The organism is Nostoc sp. C052 (assembly GCF_013393905.1).
In the GTDB taxonomy this organism is placed as follows: domain Bacteria; phylum Cyanobacteriota; class Cyanobacteriia; order Cyanobacteriales; family Nostocaceae; genus Nostoc.
Genome location: NZ_CP040275.1, coordinates 53,348 through 76,774, shown reverse-complemented (window position 1 = coordinate 76,774; position 23,427 = coordinate 53,348). Strand labels below are relative to the sequence as shown.

Sequence of the window (23,427 nt, the reverse complement as noted above, 5' to 3'; positions counted from 1 at the left end):
TTCTAAGAAACATTTCTGTTTCTTTACATCCATAGGGAATGCGATCGCTTTCCTCGGACGCTTGTGTCACTATCGCGGTAGTATAATAATGTACAAAACCTAGAACGAAGACACAGAGCATGGTAGAGCCTCGTTCACCCATAAAAACCGTCAAGTGTGTGGATGAATATTGCTTGTGGTATAAAAACCTGTTTTCAGATGTTAGGAATTTTGAAGCTTTCAAATATCTACATATAGGATGTATTTCTGATTTAAAACGGAAAAGTCTACCTGAAATAGCGAAAATTGTCGGGCTAGATAATTATCAAGGACTACATCATTTCTTAACTACGTCATCTTGGGAAGTAGAACAGTTAAGAACTTTGCGATTGCAACTAATTTTAGAGGTACTAAAAGGAAAACCAATCATTTTAATTATTGATGAGACAGGAGATAAAAAGAAAGGTAATACCACAGATTATGTCAAACGCCAGTATATAGGCAATTTAGGAAAAGTAGAGAATGGCATTGTGGCAGTCACAGCTTACGGTGTATTTTGCGGAATGACATTTCCACTACTATTTGAAGTATACAAACCTCGTGAAAAATTAAAGCCCGGAGATAAGTATCTTACCAAGCCTCAAATCGGGGCAATGCTAATACGAAAACTACAATTGATGGGTTTCAAATTTAACTTGGTATTAGCTGATAGTCTATATGGTGAAAGTGGCGCAAATTTTATATCAGTATTAGATGAACTAGAGTTAAATTATTTAGTAGCAATTCGCTTAAATCATTCTGTAGAGCTACTTCCAAGACAACACATCCAATATTTAAAGTGGCATCGATTCAAACGAGTCTTTTCTGACTTGAGCAGTGAAAATCGATTTACTCGTGAAATAATTCACGGAAAACGTGGAGAACATAGATATTGGCAAATTACCACAGATACAGATACATTACCTGGAAACTCTACTTGGTATGTAATGAGTAAATACCCAGACATTACCCCAAGGGAAGTTGGAAATTTCTATGGTTTAAGAACATGGGTAGAATATGGTTTAAAGCAGAGTAAGAATGAATTAGGCTGGGCAGATTATCGCTTTACTCGCTATGAAGATATTGAGCGATGGTGGGAGATTGTATGTAGTGCTTACCTCTTGGTTAGCCTTCATTCAGAATCCCTACATCCTTCACTCCCAGATTCTCAATCAACTTTTGCTTCTCATCCCTGGTGGAATAATGGTAAAGGTTGGAAGAATATTTTGAATAATCTGCGTTTAGTTATTCAACCTTTTATTCTATTTAACCTCATATATCCCTGGTTAACAGTTTTTCATATTCCTCAACTGTCTCTGGGCTTTTATAAGCTTCAAGCTATCGTTTATAGGCTAACTTCACCAATTTTTCTATTCCTAACTCACCCTGATTTCTATTTTTCCTCCGCCTAAAGTGACACAAGCGGTTGACGGAGGCTATGTCCGCAATGGATGAAAGAAACCAATAGATATCTCCGAAAAAAGTTTATATTAAAATTGTGTCTTGACAGTTAAGACCGCTCCCTCAATGGTGTTCTTCGCCCGTACACAAGCGTGGTTCTAGGTTGTGACGGCAATGACATTGGTGAAGCGCTTAGACGCTATCCCGTTTAGAAGACTGTATAATTCCGTCAACCTGGGTCAGGGCACACTCTCAATTTTGCAAAAATTTGAGACTAGGAGAACCAAAATGGCGAAAAAACGGCAATCTCCCAATCAAGCATCTAAACTAGATCCGATTCACCCAAATGCTGCTGGTATTGATATTGGTGCCCAAAATCATTGGGTATGTGTGCCATCAGGACGTGCCAACGAATGTGTGAGACGTTTTGGTTGTTATACGGCTGATTTGTACGGGATCGCAGATTGGTTAACTGAGTCTGGGGTTGAGACTGTGGCAATGGAATCAACAGGTGTGTACTGGATTCCGTTGTTTCAAATTTTGGAGACTCGTGGCTTTGAGGTCAAGCTGGTCAATGCTCACCACGTCAAAACTCTACCTGGTCGCAAAACAGATGTTTTAGACTGTCAATGGCTGCAACAGTTGCACAGTTATGGATTGTTGTCAGGTTCTTTTCGCCCGGAAGATGAAATTTGTGTTTTGCGTAGCTACATTCGCCAACGCGATAGTCTCATCAGAAGTGCCAGTGTACATATCCAACGGATGCAGAAAGCTTTAACTCAAATGAACATACAACTGCATCAAGCTGTTAGCGATATTACAGGCACTACAGGTATGGCAATCATACGAGCTATCGTCGCTGGTGAACATGATCCAAAAGTTCTTGCAGCTAAAAAACATCATCGCGTCAAACGTAGTGAAGCAGAGATTGCAGCTGCGCTTAATGGTGATTACCGAAAAGAACATTTGTTTGTCTTGCAACAAGAGTTACATCTCTATGATGTCTACCAATCCCAAATCGCTGAATGTGACCGCCACATTGAGAAATGCTTAAGTCAATTTAACGACAAAATTGATATTTCCCAGTTGCCCCTTTCTCCACCAAAGCATACTCGCCATAAACCTCAAGGTAATGAACCTGCATTTGATTTGCGTACTCATCTTTACCGCATGAGTGGAGTAGATTTTACTCGTGTTGACGGTCTTGGTGTCCTGACAGTACAAATAATCCTATCAGAGGTTGGTTTAGATCCCAGTCGATTCCCTACAGTTAAACATTTTACCTCTTGGCTTGGCCTTTGTCCTGGCAGTCGCATTACTGGTGGCAAAATTAAAAGTTCTCAGACTCGTCCAGTCGTCAACCGTGCAGCCAATGCTTTCCGCATGGCAGCACAAACTGCTGGAAAAAGTAATTCTGCTTTGGGTGCGTTTTATCGTCGCTTACGTTCTCGACTTGGCTCTCCTAAAGCTATTACTGCTACCGCTCATAAGATTGCCCGGATTTTTTACAGACTTTGGACAACCGGAGGAGATTATACCGATCCTGGTATGGATTATTATGAGCAACATTATCGTGAGCGAATGGTTAATAATCTCCACAAAAAAGCCCAGGCTTTTGGTTTTGAGTTGATTCCTCAGTCCTCAGAAAATCTGGTTTCTTAGAAGCAGCCCCACTGGCGGCGATCGCGACCCGCTATGAATGAAAGAAACTATTTTGAGGCGACTAATGAACGGGTATATTAATAATTATCCTGACAGTTAAAACCGAACCCACAATAGTGTGTTGAGCCTGATTAGGAGCATGGTTCTGGGGCATTATGGCTATGACATTGGTGAAGGACTTGCGTTTCCTATCCCGTTTGAAAGATTATCTATGAGTACATCCCTTTCGTCAGGACATATTCATAATAAGCAGATGAGAGTTGCAGCCATGAAATTGCCACTCCTTCAAGGGAATAACCAGCCTGTCCCTGTGGAAAAAGTATTATCCACTTTAGAAGAAATTAACCAGAACGCAGCAGGAATAGACCTTGGTAGTGGAGAACATTGGGTTTGTGTCCCCACTGATAGGGCAGATAAAAATGTTCGCCGATTCGGATGTTTTACCCCTGATTTAATTGCAATGGCCGATTGGTTAATGGAATGCCACATAGATACAGTGGCAATGGAAGCCACAAGAGTTTATTGGATTCCAGTGTTTCAGATATTAGAAGCCAAGGGTTTTGAGGTCAAATTAGTCAATGCTCATCACGTTAAAACAGTCCCTGGGCGCAAAACAGATGTGTTAGATTGCCAGTGGTTACAAAAGTTACATACGTATGGACTACTGTCTGGTTCTTTTCGCCCAGAAGATCAAGTTTGTGTGCTACGCAGTTATATCCGTCAGCGAGACACCTTAATCAAGAGTGCTAGTACCCATGTACAACGGATGCAAAAAGCACTCATCTAGATGAATTTACATCTCCACAAAGTCATCAGCGATGTGACTGGTTTGACCGGAATGAAGATTATAAAAGCAATCGTTGCTGGTGAACAAGACCCACAAATTTTAGCCAAACTCAAAGACCCACATATCAAAAGCAGCACAGCAGATATTGCTGCATCTTTAACTGGTGATTACCGGCGTGAACATTTATTTGTTCTCCAACAAGAATTACTCTTGTATGAGGTTTATCAACAACAGATTACTGCTGTGGACGCACAAATTGAACAATGTTTAGCAACTTTTGAACCTAAGACTTTAGATGAACCGCCAACAACCGAGAGAAAACGCAGAAAAAAACCGACTGCAAATCATCCCGATTTTGATTTACATAAGTATCTTTATCGGATGGCAGGAGTAGATTTTACACTGATTGATGGTCTTGATGCTTTAACTGTTCAGACCATTTTATCTGAGGTGGGATTAAACCCAAAACGTTTTCCCAGCGTTAAACATTTCACCTCTTGGTTGGGTTTATGTCCTGGTCAAAAAGTGACTGGCGGTAAGGTCAAAAGCTCTCAAACTCGTACTGTTGTCAATCGTGCTGCAAATGCTTTTCGTATGGCGGCTTTTTCTCTGACTCACAGCCGTTCTGCTCTGGGTGCATTTTATCGCCGTTTACGTTCTCGCTTGGGCGCACCCAAAGCAATAACTGCTACTGCACACAAGCTGGCTCGTTTGTTCTATCAAATTTGGACAACTGCTGGACGATATACTGATCCTGGTATGGACTACTATGAGCAAAAATACCAGGATCTGATCCTCAAAAATCTTCAGAAGAAAGCTCAAGCTTTTGGTCTTCAACTTATCCCCAAATCTCAAGATAAGGAGGAAGCTTCATTTTATCAAACCCTTTCTACATAAGCTTTACGTTAAGTGTTTCTTGAAAGCAGCTCCACTGGCGGCGATCGCCACCCGTTACTGATGTAGAGAAACTTTTATAATGGAAAGTACCCTGACAGCTAAAACCGAATCCTCAGTAGTGCTTTTAAGCCTGCTTGAAAGCGTGGTTCTGGGCTTTTATGGTTACTATATTGGTGAAGTGGCTTTTGCTACTATCCCGTTCAGAAGATTATCTAATAAGACCGGCCCAGGTCAGGGTTATCATCATTATTTGGCCCTAGAATTCATCTGAAGTCTAGGCAACTTTGATGTATGTAAATTTCCACATCGCATAAATCTTTACTATTTTTAGTATTTCCAGGCTCTAAGTGTGGAGTAAAGAGTTTCTCAGAAGCTGTTTACGGACGCTATCGCTTCCGTTATGGATGGAAGAAACAAAATTAAGATGCACCAAAAAAAATTACACTTTTATTGTGTCCTGAAAGTTTTGACCGATCCCCCAATGGTGCAAAATCGCCCGTACAGAAGCTTGGTTCTGGGTTGAGACGGTTATAAGATTGGTGAAATGGTTGCTGCCATTATCCCGTTTAGGAGACTGTATTCATCCGTCAACCCAGGTCAGGACACACCTCCAATTGCTAGTATGACTCCGCATTCGTGAGGAAGCCTTTGATGATGAAAACACCAAAGTCCAAATCCCGTTTACATCAACCAAGAACAAATAAAACTTCTGACTTAAGACCAATCAACCCAAATGCAGCGGGTATTGATATCGGTTCAGAATTTCACGCTTGTGAGCGTTCCAAAAGAGAGAGCCTCCGAAAGTGTCAGACGTTTTGGCTGTTACACTGCTGACCTGTATGCTCTAGCTGATTGGTTAGCTCTTTGTGGAGTGAAAACTGTAGCAATGGAATCAACGGGGGTATATTGGATTGCGTTGTTTCAAATCTTGGAGACAAGGGGCTTTGAAGTTAAACTTGTTAACGCCCATCACGTTAAAACATTGCCTGGACGTAAAACTGATATTTTAGACTGTCAATGGTTGCAACAATTACATAGTTACGGATTGTTGTCTGGTTCTTTTCGCCCAGAAGACCAAATTTGTGTATTACGGAGTTATATCCGCCACCGAGATAGTCTCATCAAAAGTGCTTGTGTTCACATTCAACGGATGCAAAAAGCTTTAACCCAGATGAACGTGCAACTGCATAAAGTTGTTAGCGATATCACTGGTACTACTGGTATGGCAATTATTCGAGCTATTGTTGAAGGAGAAAGAAATCCACAAATTTTGGCAGCTAAAAAGCATCACCGCGCTAAACGCTCAGAAGCAGAAATTGCCGCCGCCCTGAATGGTGATTATCGCAGTGAGCATGTCTTTGTACTCCAACAAGAACTACAACTTTACGATGTTTATCAAACTCAGATAGCGGACTGCGACCGCCAAATACAGGAGTGCTTGGCTCAATTTAATGACAAAGTTAATCTTGATGAATCTCCGCTTCCGCAACCAAAACATCCTCGCAATAAACCTCAAGGCAATGAACCCGATGCGTGATTTACGTACCCATCTTTACCGAATTAGTGGCGTAGATTTCACTGCCATTGATGGTCTTGGTATCCTTACCGTACAAACCATTATTTCTGAGGTTGGTTTAGATCCTAGCCGATTCCCAACTGTTAAACATTTTACTTCTTGGCTTGGTCTTTGCCCTTGCAATCGCATCACTGGTGGTAAAGTTAAAAGTTCTCGAACTCGCTTGGTAGTTAACCCTGCTACCAATGCTTTCCGAATGGCTGCACAAACAGCTGGCAAGAGCAATTCTGCATGATTGTGCTTTTTATCGTCGCTTACGTTCTCGCCTGGGTACACCTAAAGCTATCACTGCTACTGCTCATAAGTTGGCACGAATTTTCTACCGACTTTGGACAACAGGAGGTAACTATCAAGATATTGGCATGGATTATTATGAGCAACGTTACCAAGAACGAGTCATCAATAACCTCCAGAAAAAGGCTCTAGCTTTAGGTTTTGAGCTTACTCCTCAGCCCCAAGCAAATACTGTTTCTTAGGAGCAACCGCACTGGCGGCGCTGCCACCCGCTATGAATGAAAGAAACTATTTTGAGGCGACTAATCAACGGGTACATTGATAATTATCCTGACAGTTAAAACCGAACCCACAATAGTGTGTTGAGCCTGATTAGGAGCATGGTTCTGGGGCTTTATGGCTATGACATTGGTGAAGGAAAAGTTTCCTATCCCGTTTGAAAGATTATCTATAAATCCATCCCCAGGTCAGGACTTATCCATAATAAGCATATCAGAGTTGCAGCTATGAAATTGCCACCAAATCAAGGTCATAACCAGCCTGTACTTACGGAAAAAGTATCATCAACGTTAGAAGAAATTAACCAAAATGCAGCAGGAATAGACCTTGGTGGTGGAGAACATTGGGTTTGTGTACCCGCAGATAGAACTGACAAAAATGTTCGCAGATTCGGATGTTTTACCCCTGATTTAATTGCAATGGTCGATTGGTTAATAGAATGCCGTGTAGATACAGTAGCAATGGAAGCCACAGGAGTTTATTGGATTCCAGTGTTTCAAATCTTAGAAGCCAAGGGTTTTGAGGTCAAATTAGTCAATGCTCATCACGTAAAAACAGTACCTGGTCGCAAAACAGATGTGTTAGACTGCCAGTGGTTACAAAAGTTACATACTTATGGACTACTGTCTGGTTCTTTCCGCCCACAAGACCAAGTTTGTGTGCTACGCAGTTATATCCGTCAGCGAGACAGCTTAATCAAGAGTGCTAGTACCCATGTACAACGGATGCAAAAAGCACTTATCCAGATGAATTTACATCTTCACAAAGTCATCAGTGATGTCACGGGTTTGACCGGAATGAAGATTATTAAAGCCATCGTCGCTGGCGAACAAGACCCACAAGTTTTAGCCACACTCAAAGATCCACGCATCAAAAGCAGCACAGCAGATATTGCTAAGGCATTAACTGGTGATTATCGTCGTGAACATTTATTTGTCCTCCAGCAAGAATTAACCTTATATGAGGTTTACCAACAACAGATTAGTGCTATTGACGCTGAAATTGAAAAATGTTTAGCATCTTTTCAACCTCAGACTTTAGATGAACCGCCAACAACGCCAAAAAAACGTCGGAAAAAACCGACTGCAAATCACCCAAATTTTGACTTGCATAAGTATCTTTATCGGATGGCAGGAGTAGACTTTACACTGATTAATGGTCTTGATGCTTTAACTGTTCAAACCATTTTATCTGAAGTGGGATTAGACCCAAAACGCTTTCCCACAGTTAAACACTTCACATCTTGGTTGGGTTTATGTCCTGGTCAAAAAGTGACTGGTGGTAAGGTTAAAAGCTCTAAAACTCGTACTGTTGTCAATCGTGCTGCCAATGCTTTCCGCATGGCTGCTTTTTCTCTGACTCACAGTCGTTCTGCGTTGGGTGGGTTTTATCGCCGTTTACGTTCTCGCTTGGGCGCACCCAAAGCCATTACTGCTACTGCTCACAAACTGGCTCGTTTATTTTACCGGATGTGGATCACTGCTGGGCAATATTCTGATCCTGGTATGGACTACTATGAGCAAAAATACCAGGAACTGATTCTCAAACACCTTCAGCAAAAAGCTCAGGCTTTTGGTTTGGAACTTATCCCTATTTCTGACTCAACGCAATGTGTTTCTTGAAAGCAGCTCCACTGGCGGCGATCGCCACCCGTTACTGATGTAGAGAAACTTTTATAATGGAAAGTACCCTGACAGCTAAAACCGAATCCTCAGTAGTGCTTTTAAGCCTGCTTGAAAGCGTGGTTCTGGGCTTTTATGGTTACTATATTGGTGAAGTGGCTTTTGCTACTATCCCGTTCAGAAGATTATCTAATAAGACCGGCCCAGGTCAGGGTTATCATCATTATTTGGCCCTAGAATTCATCTGAAGTCTAGGCAACTTTGATGTATGTAAATTTCCACATCGCATAAATCTTTACTATTTTTAGTATTTCCAGGCTCTAAGTGTGGAGTAAAGAGTTTCTCAGAAGAGGGTTAGTTAATACTGTTTGGCTGGTTACGACTAGCTTGAATAGCCTTAAATCTACGTGTAGCGATCACTTGAAACAAAGAACTTAACCCCCAACCAACAAATGCTCCTGCAACGCCAAAAAGCAGACTTAACAATACTGATAGAACAAAGGGATGCGGTTGAGACGTAGTAAAAGGCAGATGTATTGGTGTTGGTGGCTGTTGTTGAGGAATTATGTAGGGTGCGGTGCTAGAACCAATTCCCGCAGCACTTAAGCCGACACCCAATATAGCGATCATGGTTTGTAAATTGCGATCCCGCACTTGATCGCTTTCTTCTTTTTGGCGGAGAAGGTCTTGGGTAGTGCGATCGCTCTCGGCTTGTTCAATTTCCACCCGTCCCTGGATGGCTGTCATTGCTTTTTCGAGTAAAGTGGCTCCCTTTTGGGAGTATGCTAAGTCAAATTGAATTTGTTCGATGAAAAGACGACATTCTTCATCAACAAAGCGGGAGAGAAAGCTAAGGTTTTCGCCTGGAAGTCGGCTTTGAATATCCCCAATTTCTCGCCTATAGTTTTGGGCATTAATTTCAATTGTTAAATGATAGTTATCTAGTTCACTAATTAATTCCGAGAATGATAAATATTTTTGAGGTATATCTTTCAGGTATTGCTTGAATTGCTTTAATTCTGCTTCCTTAAGAGTTTTATCAATAGGTATTTCTCTGAATATTTTTTCAATATACGCTTGATTACTTTGATAATCTTTCCGAATCACCTGATAAACTTTCCGACTGCAATGATAGGCAGCAACTGTTTTGTTGAAATAACAAAATAAATTGACAAACTTATTATAGTAATTGACAAATATTTCACTTGTTTCTGATTCGCAATATACCCAAACAAGTACATGGCAGTAATCTTTTTCCAGGGTAGGAACGCCATATTCAAAAATAGGACTCTCGAATAGTTGACCTTCTTGGTTAAAGTCTGGGCAAGGGTAATTATTGGGAATAAATTCTCTTAAACAATTATCTGCTAATTTTCTTAATTGTTGACGATTTTGCGGTGATTTCCAAGGCAACCATTGATTTTCTGGTGTATACCAAACAGTCAAAAGTATAGTTTGACCGAGGGAACCACCGATTTCATTGGGCATTAAACGCCCATAAGGGTTGAGAAGTTCTAAAAAGCTTAAGTCTACAGGGTTTGTCTTTTTATCGTTTTCGTCAAATTCGGGATGACGCAAGTTTAAATTCAGGACATAGGTATCATGAATGCGGAGAGGAGTGACAAATCCAGCAATGGGTAATGGTGTACCGTTTTGGTGTACTGTACTCTCAAATTGGAGAGATACATCATCGTCAGTTTTATCTTTCAGTAGGTCAACTCGATATCCATCATGTTCTTCTATTTCCAGTAGCTTGGTGACACCACATTTTTGAGAGAGAATATGATTGCATTTATCCCAGAGTAAGTTAGGTTGATTGCTGTCTTTTAAATGAAAGGCAAACAAATAGACATTGGGAGCATAGATTTTGGCAGACATTTTTGTTAGCCGGGTTTGATAGTTATTGTTTATTTTGACTCTGGTTTTGTTGTTCGAGTTTATCTTTTACCTGTTGGCTTAATTCTTGGAAGAAGTTAGTAGTGCGCTTTGCATCATTGGGTTCGGAAGGTTTGACCTTTTTTACTTCTGCGCGATCGTTTGCTAAGTTTCTCAGTGCATCGCGGATAGATCGTCGTGCTTTACACCATTTTCTAAGAATTTCATCAGCGTTTTCTGGGGGGCTATTCTCCAAAGGTGCTAGATTTTGCAGCAAATCTTGAAGGTCATTAGGAGAAAATAGTTCGGGTTTAGTTTCAAGAAGAACGGGAAGTGCTTGGAGTAGGAGATCTGAGGTCATAGGATTTTCGATTTAAGATTTTGGGTTAATAATTTACTGGTGATATCCCTGTTTTAGTAGGATTGAGTGACACAAATTTACTTAACCAATAGCACAAAAGGCTGCCCACCAATAGGGATTTTCAAATGGTTGCTCATCAGAATCAAACCAGTCTAGGCTTGACTCTATATTTTCAGCTTGCTCTGGTGTTAATTGTAGTTTACTTACCCATGCCTGTAATTCGGCTGTAGTCGCATCTCGTAGCCAAATCTGTGCTTTTTGGAGTTCGACTCCTACTGAAAAATTTCCATTATCAGCCATAGCAGCTTTGAGATTTTGCAAGAATTTAATCATCAAAAATGCAGTGGAGAAATCATTTACTGTCCACAGACTACTCACTACACTGGTGCTACCAGCATAGAGAAATCCACTAGTCAAACTGATGTATTCATCACTTCTGTTTGTGAAATCAATTAAGCCTGTTTCACAAGCGGATAGGATGACAAGACGACAATTATCTAGCTGAAAATCTTGTTCAAATAAATTATCTAAGGTTAGGCATTGACTTAAATCTAAGCAACCATTTTCATCCACACTCCCTGCCAGCTTTAAGCAAGAATCTTGGGGTGAGTTAAAGTTAAATGAACCGTGACAAGAAAAATGTAAACAGTTTGCCTTCTTTAGCTGTGATATTTGTTGAAGTAGTGTCGCTTTTGTAGCTTGTTTGTAGGAAAATAACTGATGAGAGGAGAAGAAATTTAAAATATTGTCTACTTCTAAGTCGGTATAAATAAGGTCTTCTGTGGGGTTTTGAATCACAAACAAGGATTGAAAATCATGACGTTGCCGCTTTTGTAATAATTGCAGTAGTTGACAACTGGGTGCATAACTCACGCCACCAACAAATAAATCCTGAATACAAGGCGAATCTTGAGAATCTTGGCTTATTTTTGGAATTGCATGAAGGGGAAATAAATGTAAAAATAGATGTGGAATTAATATGAGTTGATCGCAATTTTTGAGGAACTTATCTAATATTTCATCAATGTATAGAAGAGATGATAATTTTTTGATTTCTTCATCTAGCTGAGTATGCCACTTATCTTTTGTATAAAAATAATTTTGTAAATATTTACTTACAAATTTACTTAGATTTTGTCTATCTTCTAGTTGGGATTGCCAAACATTAATTTCTTGCCCTTGAGATTTGATAACAAAAGCAATAATTTTTTTAGGCGTTAAATACCATTGTATAACTGCTGTTTTGGCATCTAAAGTTTTAAGAAATGAGTCAAGTTTAAAACTATAACCAACAGGCAGATATTTGTTTTGTAAATCATTGCGCTGCCGTCGCAATTTTTGAAGATTCTCGCTTAAAATCTTAGGATCATTAGCTCTGCCATTCTGAATGTTATACTGACTAATAGTGATTTCATCCCGAATTTGTTCTAATTGTATAACAACTTCCAAAGGGAAAATCGTTTTAAAATCTTTATTAAGAATACTTTCAACTAAATTACGGGTTTTACTACGTTCAACATATTCAACAGCTTGAGTAATATTGCCAGATTCTATACAAACTTCTACTATTCCTATATAAATTCTATTCCATTCTTCAGCTTGTTTGCGTTTTGTGTCATCCCCAGAAACAATTTCTTCTCGTAAACCTTCGACTGTTTCTATTGCTGCTGCAAAGCTAGTGTAAGCTAGGTTAAGTTGTTGCGTCTTTTGATAGACAAGACCAAGATTATATAAGATATGAACATTCTCTTCAGGAAAGTCTACTTGGTTGTAGATTTCGAGTCCTGCTGTGCAAGCTGCGATTGCTTGTTCTAAATTTGCTGCCTTATCTCCCCTGATTCTATCTCGGTAAGCTTCTCCTAGATTATTTTGTATGCTTGCCCAAGCTTGGGGAGCATCTGCTCTAGTAAAGATTTCGAGTGCTGCTGTGTAAGCTATAATCGCCTGTTCTAAGTTCTCTGCCTTATCTCCTCTAATTCTTTTGTAGTAAACAATACCCAGATTAAGTTGAATCATTGCCCATTCTTGGGGAAAACTTGCTCTAGTGCAGACTTCGAGTGCTACTGTGTAAGTTATAATTGCCTGTTCTAAGTTCTCTGCCTTATCTTCCCTAATTCTTTCTGAGTAAACAAGACCCAAATTATTTTGGGTCTTCACCCATTCTTGAGGAAAATCTGCTTTAGTATAGATTTTGAGTGCCTCCGTGCAAGCTGTGATCGCCTGTTCTAAGTTCTCTGCTTTATCTCCTCTAATTCTCTTGTAGTAAACAATACCCAGATTAAGTTGAATCATTGCCCATTCTTGGGGAAAATCTTCTCTAGTACAGATTTCGAGTGCTGCTGTACAAGCTGTAATCGCCTGTTCTAAATTCGCTGCCTTATCTCCTCTGATTCTACTTCGGTAAGCGTCTCCTAGACTAATCTGAATCATTGCCCATTGTTGAGGAAAACCTGCTCTAGTGTAGATTTCGAGTGCCTCCGTATGAGCTGTAATTGCCTGTTCTAAGTTCGCTGCCTTATTTCCGCTGATTCTTTGTACGTAAGCATTTCCCAGATTAGCTTGAACCATTGCCCATTCTTGGGGGAAATTGTCTCGGATGTAGATTAGTTGCGCTTTTTTACAAGCTGTAATCGCCTGTTCTAGATTCTCTGCCTTGTCTCCTCTAATTCTATTTCGGTAAGTTTCCCCCAGAATAGCTTGAATCATTACCCATTCTTTGGAAAAATCTTCTCGATTCAAGATTTCAAGTGCTGCTGTACAAGCTGTAATCGCCTGTTCTAAATTCTCTGCCTTATTTCCCCTAACTCTTTGTGCGTAAGCATTTCCCAGATTAGCTTGAATCATTACCCATTCTTGGGGAAAATTTTTTCTAGTAAGGATTTCTAACGCATTTGTGTAAGCTGTAATCGCCTGTTCTAGATTCTCTGCCTTATTTCCCCTAACTCTTTGTGCGTAAGCATTTCCCAGATTAGCTTGAATCATTACCCATTCTTGGGGAAAATTTTTTCTAGTAAGGATTTCTAACGCATTTGTGTAAGCTGTAATCGCCTGTTCTAAATTCTCAGTCTTATCCCCGTTGATTCTTTTTGAGTAAGCAAGACCTAGACTATATTGCATCCTTGACCAATATTGAGGAAAATCTTTTCTAGTAAGGATTTCTAGCGCATTTGTGTAAGCTGTAATCGCCTGTTCTAAGTTCTCTGCCTTATCTCCTCTGACTCTTTGTGCGTAAGCATTCCCTCGGTTATTGTGTGCCATTGCCCAATATTGAGGAAAATCTTTTCTAGTAAGGATTTCGAGTGCCTCTGTGCAAGTTGCGATTGCCTGTTCTAAGTTATCTGAGTTATCTCCCTTAATTCTACGTCGATAGGCTTCTCCCAAATTAACCTGCGTCATTGCCCAATATGGAGGATCAATATAAATATAAATACTTAAAGCAATTTTATAGCAAGTTATAGCAATTTCAATATTACTGGCTTTATTGCCCAAAGGAAACTGGCAAATCAGGTTGCTAAAATTACTAATAACCCAAGCGATATATATTAAAATCTCACTAATCCAAAAATTAAACATTTTATAGCAATCCTAAATGAGTTACGAATAAGGCATATAGCAATCCTATTTGAGATCCGAACAGGGTTCATACTGATGCAGCTTGGGAAAGTCAAATTCTTGGTAATTGGTAAAGAACTTAAATAGCCATTTGACAACAGAAAAAGATTTGCAAACAGGCCAAAACTTCCTCAAAAAGTTTTTGGCTTGTAACCAAACATCTTCTACTGGGTTTTGTTCGGGTGCATTGGGTGCAAATCGAATACAAGTAATTTGCCACTCCGATGAAGAAGTAGCGCCCTCGTTAACAGATGCCAAAAACTTTTTAACCTCGTCCGATCTATGATAACTAGCTCCATCCCAAATTAAAGCAATTCTTTTTCCTGGACGTTGATTTTGTAGATACTTAATGAAATCTACTGTACTTGATGAATTTCCTGCTGGATACTCTTGAACGATAAACTCTTGTGTTTGATAATCTAATGCTCCGAAATAAGTTTGTTTGTCTTTAACATTTTTGATAGGAATCTCAATTCTAATATCTGTTTTACCCCAAACATATCCACAGACATCATTTGCGAGGAAGTGGCACTCATCTAGAAAAAAGACAACTAGTTGCCCTGATTCAATCTCAGCTTTGTTTTCAGTCAAAAAAAATTATGATTTCTTCCCTTTTGATTTTGACCAAATCTGGATTGAAATTCGGGTTGATTTTCTGAGATTTCTTCCAACTAATATGAGCTGATGATAGGAGTTCATAGTAGCTTTGTTTGGATTGATAAATCACACCATAATTCTCATCTAAATAACTGACTAATTCATCTATATTGCAATAATCTTTGACTCTCAACCAGGTGATAATTTCTGTGTGTTGTTCTGTTGTTAAATAACTCTTAGCACCTTTATAACCTAGCTTGATACCGTCTAGTCCTTGAGCTTCAAATCTTTGTTTCCAATTTGTAATACAAGACTTATTCATTCCCAAAAGTTTAGTAAACTTAGAGTATGGTTCACCCTGTAACGCCATTTTTACTGCTATTGCCCGTTTAAGTTCCCTGGCTTCTGGATGACTGTGAATAAACTCTGTTAAGATTGCTATTCTGTCTGATTTTTCTTGTTGTTCTAATAAAAAGTTCTTCATCGGTATAATCTGTCATCAGTGCTTTAGTATAAAATTACCATAAGTTTGTAAATCAAATAGGATTGCTATATCTCTTCCCTTATTTCAAAATCACCTTCATAATCGATAACCATTGGATCGTCTTGAAAACTGCCGTAAGTCTGCTCAAAAAATCCTGGTGGACATCCCAATTCTTCGGTTTTTTTGGCGGCGGATGGTTCTATTTGCTGATAAATTACCATAACTTCCACTTCTTTGTCTGTGATGCCAACGGGAATATCAAGGTGCATAATGCCATCAGATCCTACATGAGAAAATAGCTTGATACTTTGCATTACTGTTTTCTCCTCATTCTTGGTTTATTGAAAATTACGCGGTATCTCATCTACGATGCCGTACTCCTGTTCAAGTAAACTCAACAACTTCTCCTCCACTACCGTAAGATAAGGTCGATTCAACTTCCCCAACGACTGCAACAGATTTTTGACTGTATCTTCTAGAGAATCGGAATACACCCGACTGATGCGATCGCTGATTTGTTTAATCTGCTCACATTCAGCAGGCAAGTAACTGTAGGACTTCAGGTGTTGCAAGCCAACCGTGTACTCACTATCCCAGATTTTGACAGTACAACTAAATTCGCCCACATAGTTGACAATTGCCCAACATCCGCCTTTGCCCCTGAGTTCCGGGTTGTCCTTGGCTAAAATTTGGCAGACTTCGCCGATTTGGTAGGTATTGGGTATTTTCGTCCTTTCCATGATGCGTTGCACAACATCTTTGACGATTCTACCTGTGGGCACTTTCCCACTAGCAAGTTCTACTGCTTTTAGCCATGCCTCCTGCTGTTCCTGGGGTTCAAGCTTGGTCATTGGTCGAACTTGCCCTTCTGCTGTCGGCAAAATGTCCACAATTTGTGGACATTTTTGCAAGTTGTCCACAACAACTGCCGCATCAACTAGCTGGTAAGAACGGGAACGATTGTAGCCAAACCTGTCTAAACAGTATTCATCAAAGGTTTTGTGCGTGGAGCGATATAATCTGCGATCGCGTAATTCCGTCAGCGCCTTCCCTGCCTCAAAAAACGCTCTTTCCACTTTCCTTTCCAAGTGCAGGCGATCGCTAATTTCCTGCTCGGTTAATTCGGGAATTTCAACAGCAGTAACGGTAATTGTTGCTGTAGCTGTGTCTTCTTCTTGAGCAAGATTATCTGGTGATGTGCTGTCAGTAGATGAAGAGATGGTGGATTTTTTGGGCTTTGAGGATGGTTTAGCCATGATTTCACCCTTCTTAAGGGTATTTGCTCAGACTGGCTCACTCTCATTATGGCGGCTGTAGTCAGGGCTACAAACGCTTAAGAGTGGCTAATTTCAGCTTCTATCGCCAGAACCTCAACTGAACCCCTAAGCGATCGCTTCTGTAGAGTCACTGAAAATAGCGCGTAAGTTAATGGCTTGAGATCAAGCATCCTTTAACTCTCCATTATTCCTGGCACGCTCCAACTCTTCTTCGCAAAGGACTTCTATTAAATTTGACAGAGAACGCTTCCTAATCTTAGCTAGCCGTTCTAAGTCAGACTTTAATGCTTCGTCCAAGTAAAGCGATATTCGCTTTTTGGCTGTAACCACCGACAACACCATAGCACTACTCCAAAACTATACTTCCTCCATTGTAGCACGAGGGTAACGCTACTTTGAAGTAAAAAGATGTTGCAGTAGCATTAAAGTAGTGCTACCATGTGAATAAAGAAAGCGCTACCGACGGTCAATCTGAAGCGCTTTCTGTCCCGTTAGGAACTGATTCATTATGACCCACATTATCTACAGCCAACAACAGCTGCAACTGAAATCCATTGCCCGTCTCAAGCAAATCTACAGCGAAATCGCCTGCACAGCCAAAGTAAGCGATAAACGCTGTAAGGATGCCTGGATTTCCGCCATTGTTAACTATCAGGCAAGCAAGATTCAGAAACTCGCCCCTGCTGCCCCCAACGAACAAGCCCTCGCTCAAGCCGAACTCGACAACTACATCGCCGACCAAGCCCAAGCGATCGCTCCTGAACCCCTCACAATAGTTGAAATCTCGTTTGACCATCACGAATATTACGCTGATGACAAACTGGTAGCCAGTATCAGCCATGACAACAACCACTTAACGCAACGCTGGGTAGTAATGGTCAACGATAAAGAAGTATTTCGTGCCAACACTCTAATGCGTTGCGATCGCTTCATCTGCACTCACTATAAAGACGGCTCATTACCTGTGCAGGAGAAAGCAGAGGTGCAGGGGAGCAGGGGTGCAGAGGGGAAAAACCTACAACAACTTTCTCCTCTGCCCCTCTGCGCCTCTGCCCCCATGCCTTCCTCTTCTACTGAAAACCTAATCATGGCGCATATCTTCAACGAGTGCGAGAAGTACGGGTTTGAAATTCTCGATAATGGCATTTACAACAACAACGGCGTGAAACTGGGGCAAGTCGGATGCACTAACGGGAACTGGTGGGTGAAGAGGCGTTATTCAGTCCAGCAGCAGTATTCTAACTCGGTGCTTGATGCTGTGCTATCGCTGTCGATGGTGGATGTGTCTACTGATGGTAAATCCATCTTTGATGAATATATTTTAGACCAACCGTTAGAACAGCTAACTGGCGATAAATTGCAACGGCTGCTGGAGAGAACGGAGTTAGTCACAGCGTAAGTCTTGGGCTTCGCCTGGGAAAAGGTTAAAGGGTAAAGGGGAAAGGTAAATTTCTTCATTCCCTTCCCCTTTGCCCTTTCCCCCTTTCCCTAATTATTTATTCACCAATCCTCAATTAAATCAATGCAACCGACACTATCAATCCCCCAACACTGGCCCTACCCTCGTTTTAACTTGGAACAGCGTACACAACAGGGCATCATCCTGGGACTTTATTACTATCCTTTGGGTACAGAGTTGGCTGAACAATTTGATGATGGCTGGCGTTATGCGCTGATGCCTAATAAAAATTCTGATGAAATATCTTACTTGCAAGAGAATCAAATTCAGCCGCTCACACTAGAAGAATTATTTCAGCAAATTAACGCAGAGATTGACTTTTATCAACAACAGATAAACATTCTCAACCGACAGTTAACCGTATTAACCAGAGGTGCAAACAATGGCTAAGGAAGCAAACAACGACTTTGACCGCAGAGCCAATCATTTGCTGCGTGTGCTTCAGTTTTGCGGCGGTTGTGTGCCATTACATCGGTTGCAATTCCAATTCTCCGATTCAGTTATTCAAACTCTGCTGGATAAAGAACTGGTGCAAGTACAGAACACGGGACGCGGTTTTTTGTTAGAGATTGCCGAGGATTTTTAGGTTATTAATCCCAGAGGAAAAAGCATGATTGACTACGTTAACGCACTTAAAACCAGTTGGTATATCTCCCCGCCTTGGGGTAAAACAATTCCGCCCGTTGAGGTAAATTTACTGGAGAGAGTTTACCTGAAAACTACGAGAACATTTGGTTACTGTTCTGGTGTCCAGTGGAAATATGAATGTTGGCTTTATACAATCATTTGTGGTAATGAAATTGTTCATGCTACAGAACATCAAATCATTTGGACTGGTCAATTAGAAGCTCTCACGGTGCAAAAACCTGCTTTCGTTTTAGGTCAGAAAGTAATCCTTTGTTCTTATGGGGATGACACAAAACAACGGCTGATTTTAGGAGTTGTACTTGTGGATAAGTTTTGGTTTTACCTTGTCGAATTGGTATCGCCAACATTGGCTGAAACACCGACTATACTTAATCGCTTTTCGTTGGTCAGTGAAAAAAGTTTGGTGCGCGTGAATGTCTAATTCTCTCTAATCAACAAGGAAAAATTATCACCCAACTAAAGTTATGTCACAAATCGAAATCGCTCAAATTATCGACCAGATAAAACAAGAGATTACTGTTAACTCTAATAGTATAAATAAAATCAGTATTAGGGCAGTAGAAAGAATAGCTGGAGTAAGTAACGGAACAATTTGTAAAACTTTAAATACATTTAATTCAGAACATTCAAAACTGGCACAAAAAATCCAATTGCAAGGCATAAGTATTGATTCTTGGCGCATTAACGGTATATCTGATGATGTCATTTATTTAATACTTGAATATTATGCCTTTGAAGCTGGTAAACGCTGCACTAAAAGGGCAAGGCAAGCTATTAAGCATTTTAGCAAATACAAAAATTTTGATGGTTTGGTTAGTTCGGAATTTACCGCAGGACAGTATTCTCCAGAAAACCAAGTAAAACTTTCTCTTATCGAAAAGGTTGAGAAAATATCTCATCCCGTAGTTGAAGTCAATACTCCAGTTGGAAAAATAGACATTTTGACTGAACGCGAAATCATAGAAGTTAAAAAAGCGTCTGCATGGAAAAGTGCTGTAGGACAAATATTAGTCTATGGGCATTACTATCCTAATCACCAAAAAAGGATTCATTTATTTGGAAAGTGTTCTGTAAGTACTAAACAAATCATTCAGACTCATTGTGACCAATTTAATATTCAGCTTACTTGGCAATAGCTCAACTTTATAAGCCTACTAACTTTCATTATGGCTTCGATTATTACTACAACTATTCACTTTTGAAAAAACCAGAGCAACGATTATGTCACAAATCGAAATCATTCAAATCATTGAACAGATAAAGCAAGAAATCACTATTGACTCTAACGGTCATGGTAAAGCCACTATTCGGGCAACTGCAAGACTGGCAGATGTACAAGATTCTTCGCTTCGTCGTGCGTTACTAAGTGCGGCACTGGAACCCTCTGCATTAGCCCAAAGCCTTATACAACAAGGATTTAGCCCTGCGGCACTGGAAACCTGGAATCAGGGAATACCTGATATGGGTGTTGCTGCCGTTATTGAATATTACGCTTTTGATGCTGGGCGGTACTGCAAACAGCAAGCCAGACTTGTATGCAAAGCTTTTAACCGGATCGGTGTTCGTGCCTGGATGCAAGACATTATGGGCTGGACAAAACCCGCTACTCAACCACAAGAACAACCCCCTACACCAACTCTCCCCCCAGTTGAACAGCGATTGCATACTCTTGTCTTGGCAATGAAGACTTTAGCTGAGTTAACTGGTGGCAGACTCAACCCGTACACCGAACAGCAATTTAAAGACTTCGCCGCCAATCTGATAGCTGACTACAACAGACAGTTACTAACCGGCACAAAAGAAAAGTGGCTTGGCGTAGTCAACTTTGCAGAGAGCGAACTTGGAAAGAAAGTCCCCCTGAGCGGCACCCACTATCGCGGACACTTGGGCACATGGGTTCGCACGTTTTACCCACATCTGGGCGATCGCCAAGAAACGCGATTGGTTAACGGCGTTCAACAGCCCATCTATGTCTACGCTTGTCACGATCCGGTTGTTGCGGCTGGGTTGACCAAAGCTATAGAAGAGTTCTTTGCTCATCCGAGTCCTGGTGCAGCGCTAAGGCAGGCGGGGGCTTTCGCTAGTAAGAAAGCTGTAGTTACTGTTTGATGGTCATTGGTCATTGGTCAAGCAGAGCGATCGCCAAGTAATCAAGAATTAAGACTTTTACAACAAAGGTAAATTTTACCTTGAGGGGAAAAGATATGGAACTCGGCTACTTCCAGAAAGATGTACTCATTGAAAAACTAGCTAAGAAATTCTACGCGATCCAAGGCTATGTAGTCCCCGAATCATATCGGATGCAATCAGCTACACATCCAGCAGAAAGAGCGTGTGTGGCTATGGCTATTTTTGCAGTTGAAGAATTTGAATCCATCAAAGATGAAGGTTCAGATGAGGATGATGACGAATATGAAACTGATTGTTTATTCCCTGAATAACGTTCGTTGCCAGGGGTTTAATTGAAGCGCGAGTAATACACCTTCCTAAATATTTTCTTACAAATTACAAGATGGTTAAACGGATATGAAAGCCATAGTGACAGTAGTTGAAAAAATCTCATCTGAAGCTCACATTGATATTCCTGAAGGTTTAGCAGAATTAGGCATTAGACAGCACGTTGTAGATCATTACAACAGTGGCGAAATGCTTGCCTTACTGAACATTTTCCACGTTGATTTTGAATCTATCAGCGTTCACATTGGTAAAAAACCTCAAATCACTTGGCAACCTGGAAAGCCTTGGAGTTTAAAGCGTCCTTATTACTTTTGCAAACTTGGAAGATTTACTTTGACTCTGTTAACTGACACAGAGCAAAACTTGACTCGTACAGAAGTTTACTTTGGGCATCACAAGCAACTTATTTATACGTCAGAAAAAGAGATATCCAAAGAATTGGCAACAGTCGAACTCCAAAATTTCTTAAGCGGATTAGCTGTTGAACTTCAGATTTTAAGCCACATTGAATTTCCAGAACAAGTTTGAAAATAACAGGAATTAAACATGAGACTAACGACATTAGAAGGTCAATACCAGTGCATCGTGATTGACCCTCCCTGGTTCTATCGGCTGAGAAATCAGGATAAAACTCACCGAAACCGCATTAGCTACAAGCCAATGCACATAGAAGAAATACTGTCATTGCCTGTTCCAGACTTAAGCAATCGCACGGGGTCAGTTCTTTGGCTTTGGTTTACCAACAATCACATGATTGAAGCCGCACACTGCTTAGAAACATGGGGATTTGAACTCAAAACCATCCTGACTTGGGAAAAAGTTACCAAGGATAACACTAAAACACATCTAGGTGTCGGTCATTGGTTGCGGAATTCGACTGAACACTGTGCTTTGGCTGTTCGTGGGAATGTCAAAGCTTTCTCTGGACGGACACTCACAAACGAGTCCACCATCCTGCACTCTCCCAGGCGTGAGCATTCCCGTAAGCCCGAAAGTTTCTACCAACTCGTAGACAAACTGTGTCCAGACATAACCAAGCTGGAGATGTTCGCACGCGAGTCTAGGGACGGCTGGGATTGTTGGGGTGATGAGGCGGATCTGTTTGATCAGCTTAATGCAGAAATTGATAACGATACTTCATTGAGTGCTTAATTAACGCTAATTTCGGCACTCAAAACTTGCTGAACCTTGAAAATCAAATATCAAACAATTCTAATTTTCTGACGGTGTGTCATCTGCTGTCTGATAAATAGAACGCAATTCATCCACAGTATCTGCTGTTTCTATTGCTGCCAAGATTGATTCTAGCAATCTGAAATCTTCAAGAAGCTCAATTTCAGGCAATAAGTTTTGTCCAGGTGTTCCAAATTTGAGTTTTAATCCCAAAGCTATGCCTTTTAATAAAGATTCTATTCGAGCAATTCTCTCAAAACTAGTAACGTACTGCATACGCAGTTGTGCCTCCAATTGTTCGACTTCTCTTTTAAACTCTAGTTCTAAATCCAATGGTAACGTTAGCATCCAATCAATAAAAGCCAAAAGGTTAACAACAGCCTCGCGTTCAAACCCTTGCTCATACAACCGACGCACTAAATTCAGTTTTGATTGTTTCCTTTGCGACCTATTACTGCGGGTTTGCACTGCTGCCAAATGAGCCATTACCACTGTAGCAAAGGGGTTACGACTGGCTTCTAGCTCCGACAACCTTTGTTGATAGTCTAGCAGCTTGATTACAGGAAACTGAAAATCAACCGTACAACCAAACAAATCGTACCCAAACTGCGATGGCCGCCAGTTGATGTTGTCATCCCCCAGTATCGCGCATGATGCAACAGAGCGATCGTAACGGTCAAAAATTCGATAGTTGTAGACAAACATCCGTTTAGGAAAATCGGTTTCCTCTTGACTTTGGATTTCTATATGAATCAACAGCCAAGATTCTTCGCCCCCAATGCGATAGATTTTCACCAATTTATCAATTAGCCGTTTTCCTAATTCAGCATCACGAACTACTTGTTGTAACTCTTGATCTAGAAACTCGAAACCTCTACTCCAATCAATTTGAGCATGGGCTTGAGGAAAAAAGAATTGCATGAAGTCTTCAAAATACAACTGCAACATCTGCTTCCACGGGGAATCATATTCCGTAAGAGGTGTTTTATTAGTCATACTCAACTGTTC

At 40.6% G+C, this 23,427-nt stretch carries 22 protein-coding genes and 2 pseudogenes; 16 read left to right on the top strand and 8 right to left on the bottom strand.

Going from position 1 to position 23,427, the window contains the following annotated elements; all coding sequences use genetic code 11:
• The first annotated feature begins 119 nt into the window (after positions 1–119).
• The 7 genes and pseudogenes from FD723_RS36600 (at position 120) to FD723_RS36570 (ending at position 8,724) form a co-directional block, all read left to right on the top strand.
• Positions 120–1,430 (top strand): IS701 family transposase, encoded by a 1,311-nt coding sequence (locus FD723_RS36600; RefSeq protein WP_179070102.1) that lies wholly within the window; start codon positions 120–122, stop codon positions 1,428–1,430.
• 277 nt (positions 1,431–1,707) lie between these two features.
• Positions 1,708–3,081 carry an IS110 family transposase gene (locus FD723_RS36595; RefSeq protein WP_179070101.1) on the top strand — a complete coding sequence of 458 codons (1,374 nt, stop codon included), beginning with the start codon at positions 1,708–1,710 and terminating at the stop codon, positions 3,079–3,081.
• Positions 3,082–3,391: 310 nt separating this feature from the next.
• Positions 3,392–4,765, top strand: a pseudogene (locus FD723_RS36590) (IS110 family transposase).
• A gap of 79 nt (positions 4,766–4,844) precedes the next feature.
• Complete coding sequence (locus FD723_RS36585; protein WP_179070099.1) at positions 4,845–5,036, top strand: hypothetical protein; 192 nt, start codon at positions 4,845–4,847, stop codon at positions 5,034–5,036.
• A 383-nt stretch (positions 5,037–5,419) separates the two neighbouring features.
• Positions 5,420–6,817: pseudogene (locus FD723_RS36580) on the top strand (IS110 family transposase).
• Positions 6,818–7,081: 264 nt separating this feature from the next.
• On the top strand, positions 7,082–8,476 hold the full coding sequence (locus tag FD723_RS36575) for an IS110 family transposase (RefSeq protein WP_179070100.1): 1,395 nt from the start codon (positions 7,082–7,084) through the stop codon (positions 8,474–8,476).
• 56 nt (positions 8,477–8,532) lie between these two features.
• Positions 8,533–8,724: a hypothetical protein gene (locus FD723_RS36570; protein ID WP_179070099.1), complete on the top strand. Its 192-nt coding sequence runs from the start codon at positions 8,533–8,535 to the stop codon at positions 8,722–8,724.
• A gap of 106 nt (positions 8,725–8,830) precedes the next feature.
• Here FD723_RS36570 and FD723_RS36565 read toward each other — a convergent pair whose 3' ends face one another.
• The 7 genes from FD723_RS36565 to FD723_RS36535 form a co-directional block, all read right to left on the bottom strand.
• Complete coding sequence (locus FD723_RS36565) at positions 8,831–10,354, bottom strand: hypothetical protein (RefSeq protein WP_179070098.1); 1,524 nt, start codon at positions 10,352–10,354, stop codon at positions 8,831–8,833.
• Between the two features lie 22 nt (positions 10,355–10,376).
• Positions 10,377–10,712: a hypothetical protein gene (locus FD723_RS36560; RefSeq protein WP_179070097.1), complete on the bottom strand. Its 336-nt coding sequence runs from the start codon at positions 10,710–10,712 to the stop codon at positions 10,377–10,379.
• 81 nt (positions 10,713–10,793) lie between these two features.
• Positions 10,794–14,285: a CHAT domain-containing protein gene (locus FD723_RS36555; RefSeq protein WP_179070096.1), complete on the bottom strand. Its 3,492-nt coding sequence runs from the start codon at positions 14,283–14,285 to the stop codon at positions 10,794–10,796.
• 45 nt (positions 14,286–14,330) lie between these two features.
• Positions 14,331–15,405, bottom strand: a protein-coding gene (locus tag FD723_RS36550) for an IS630 family transposase (protein ID WP_179070095.1) whose coding sequence is annotated in 2 segments (ribosomal slippage) — positions 14,331–14,921 and positions 14,923–15,405 — 1,074 coding nt in all. Because the reading frame shifts where the segments join, the coding sequence is not laid out codon by codon here.
• Between the two features lie 65 nt (positions 15,406–15,470).
• Positions 15,471–15,719 carry a hypothetical protein gene (locus tag FD723_RS36545; protein WP_179070094.1) on the bottom strand — a complete coding sequence of 83 codons (249 nt, stop codon included), beginning with the start codon at positions 15,717–15,719 and terminating at the stop codon, positions 15,471–15,473.
• A 24-nt stretch (positions 15,720–15,743) separates the two neighbouring features.
• Complete coding sequence (locus FD723_RS36540; RefSeq protein WP_179070093.1) at positions 15,744–16,661, bottom strand: hypothetical protein; 918 nt, start codon at positions 16,659–16,661, stop codon at positions 15,744–15,746.
• 183 nt (positions 16,662–16,844) lie between these two features.
• A complete protein-coding gene (locus tag FD723_RS36535) occupies positions 16,845–17,024 on the bottom strand; it encodes a hypothetical protein (protein ID WP_100903382.1) in 180 nt (59 codons plus the stop codon).
• Between the two features lie 166 nt (positions 17,025–17,190).
• Here FD723_RS36535 and FD723_RS36530 point away from each other — a divergent pair, with 166 nt between their 5' ends.
• The 9 genes from FD723_RS36530 (at position 17,191) to FD723_RS36490 (ending at position 22,398) form a co-directional block, all read left to right on the top strand.
• Complete coding sequence (locus FD723_RS36530; protein WP_179070092.1) at positions 17,191–18,081, top strand: hypothetical protein; 891 nt, start codon at positions 17,191–17,193, stop codon at positions 18,079–18,081.
• Positions 18,082–18,204: 123 nt separating this feature from the next.
• Complete coding sequence (locus tag FD723_RS36525; RefSeq protein ID WP_179070091.1) at positions 18,205–18,531, top strand: hypothetical protein; 327 nt, start codon at positions 18,205–18,207, stop codon at positions 18,529–18,531.
• Positions 18,524–18,727 (top strand): hypothetical protein, encoded by a 204-nt coding sequence (locus FD723_RS36520; RefSeq protein ID WP_179070090.1) that lies wholly within the window; start codon positions 18,524–18,526, stop codon positions 18,725–18,727. Before FD723_RS36525 ends, FD723_RS36520 begins: the two co-directional genes overlap by 8 nt.
• A gap of 24 nt (positions 18,728–18,751) precedes the next feature.
• Positions 18,752–19,210, top strand: coding sequence for a DUF1392 domain-containing protein (locus FD723_RS36515; RefSeq protein ID WP_179070089.1), 459 nt, complete (start codon positions 18,752–18,754; stop codon positions 19,208–19,210).
• Between the two features lie 43 nt (positions 19,211–19,253).
• Positions 19,254–19,925: a hypothetical protein gene (locus FD723_RS36510; RefSeq protein WP_179070088.1), complete on the top strand. Its 672-nt coding sequence runs from the start codon at positions 19,254–19,256 to the stop codon at positions 19,923–19,925.
• An 85-nt stretch (positions 19,926–20,010) separates the two neighbouring features.
• Entirely contained in the window at positions 20,011–20,898 is an 888-nt protein-coding gene (locus FD723_RS36505; protein WP_179070087.1) for a hypothetical protein, read from the top strand.
• A 95-nt stretch (positions 20,899–20,993) separates the two neighbouring features.
• Positions 20,994–21,230: a hypothetical protein gene (locus FD723_RS36500; RefSeq protein ID WP_179070086.1), complete on the top strand. Its 237-nt coding sequence runs from the start codon at positions 20,994–20,996 to the stop codon at positions 21,228–21,230.
• Between the two features lie 85 nt (positions 21,231–21,315).
• On the top strand, positions 21,316–21,774 hold the full coding sequence (locus FD723_RS36495; RefSeq protein ID WP_179070063.1) for a hypothetical protein: 459 nt from the start codon (positions 21,316–21,318) through the stop codon (positions 21,772–21,774).
• An 18-nt stretch (positions 21,775–21,792) separates the two neighbouring features.
• The gene (locus FD723_RS36490) at positions 21,793–22,398 is read left to right on the top strand and encodes an MT-A70 family methyltransferase (RefSeq protein ID WP_179070085.1); all 606 of its coding nucleotides are present in this window, start codon (positions 21,793–21,795) and stop codon (positions 22,396–22,398) included.
• A gap of 60 nt (positions 22,399–22,458) precedes the next feature.
• Here the strand turns inward: FD723_RS36490 and FD723_RS36485 are convergent, their stop codons facing one another.
• Entirely contained in the window at positions 22,459–23,415 is a 957-nt protein-coding gene (locus FD723_RS36485; protein ID WP_179070084.1) for a cytosolic protein, read from the bottom strand.
• Positions 23,416–23,427 lie beyond the last annotated feature (12 nt).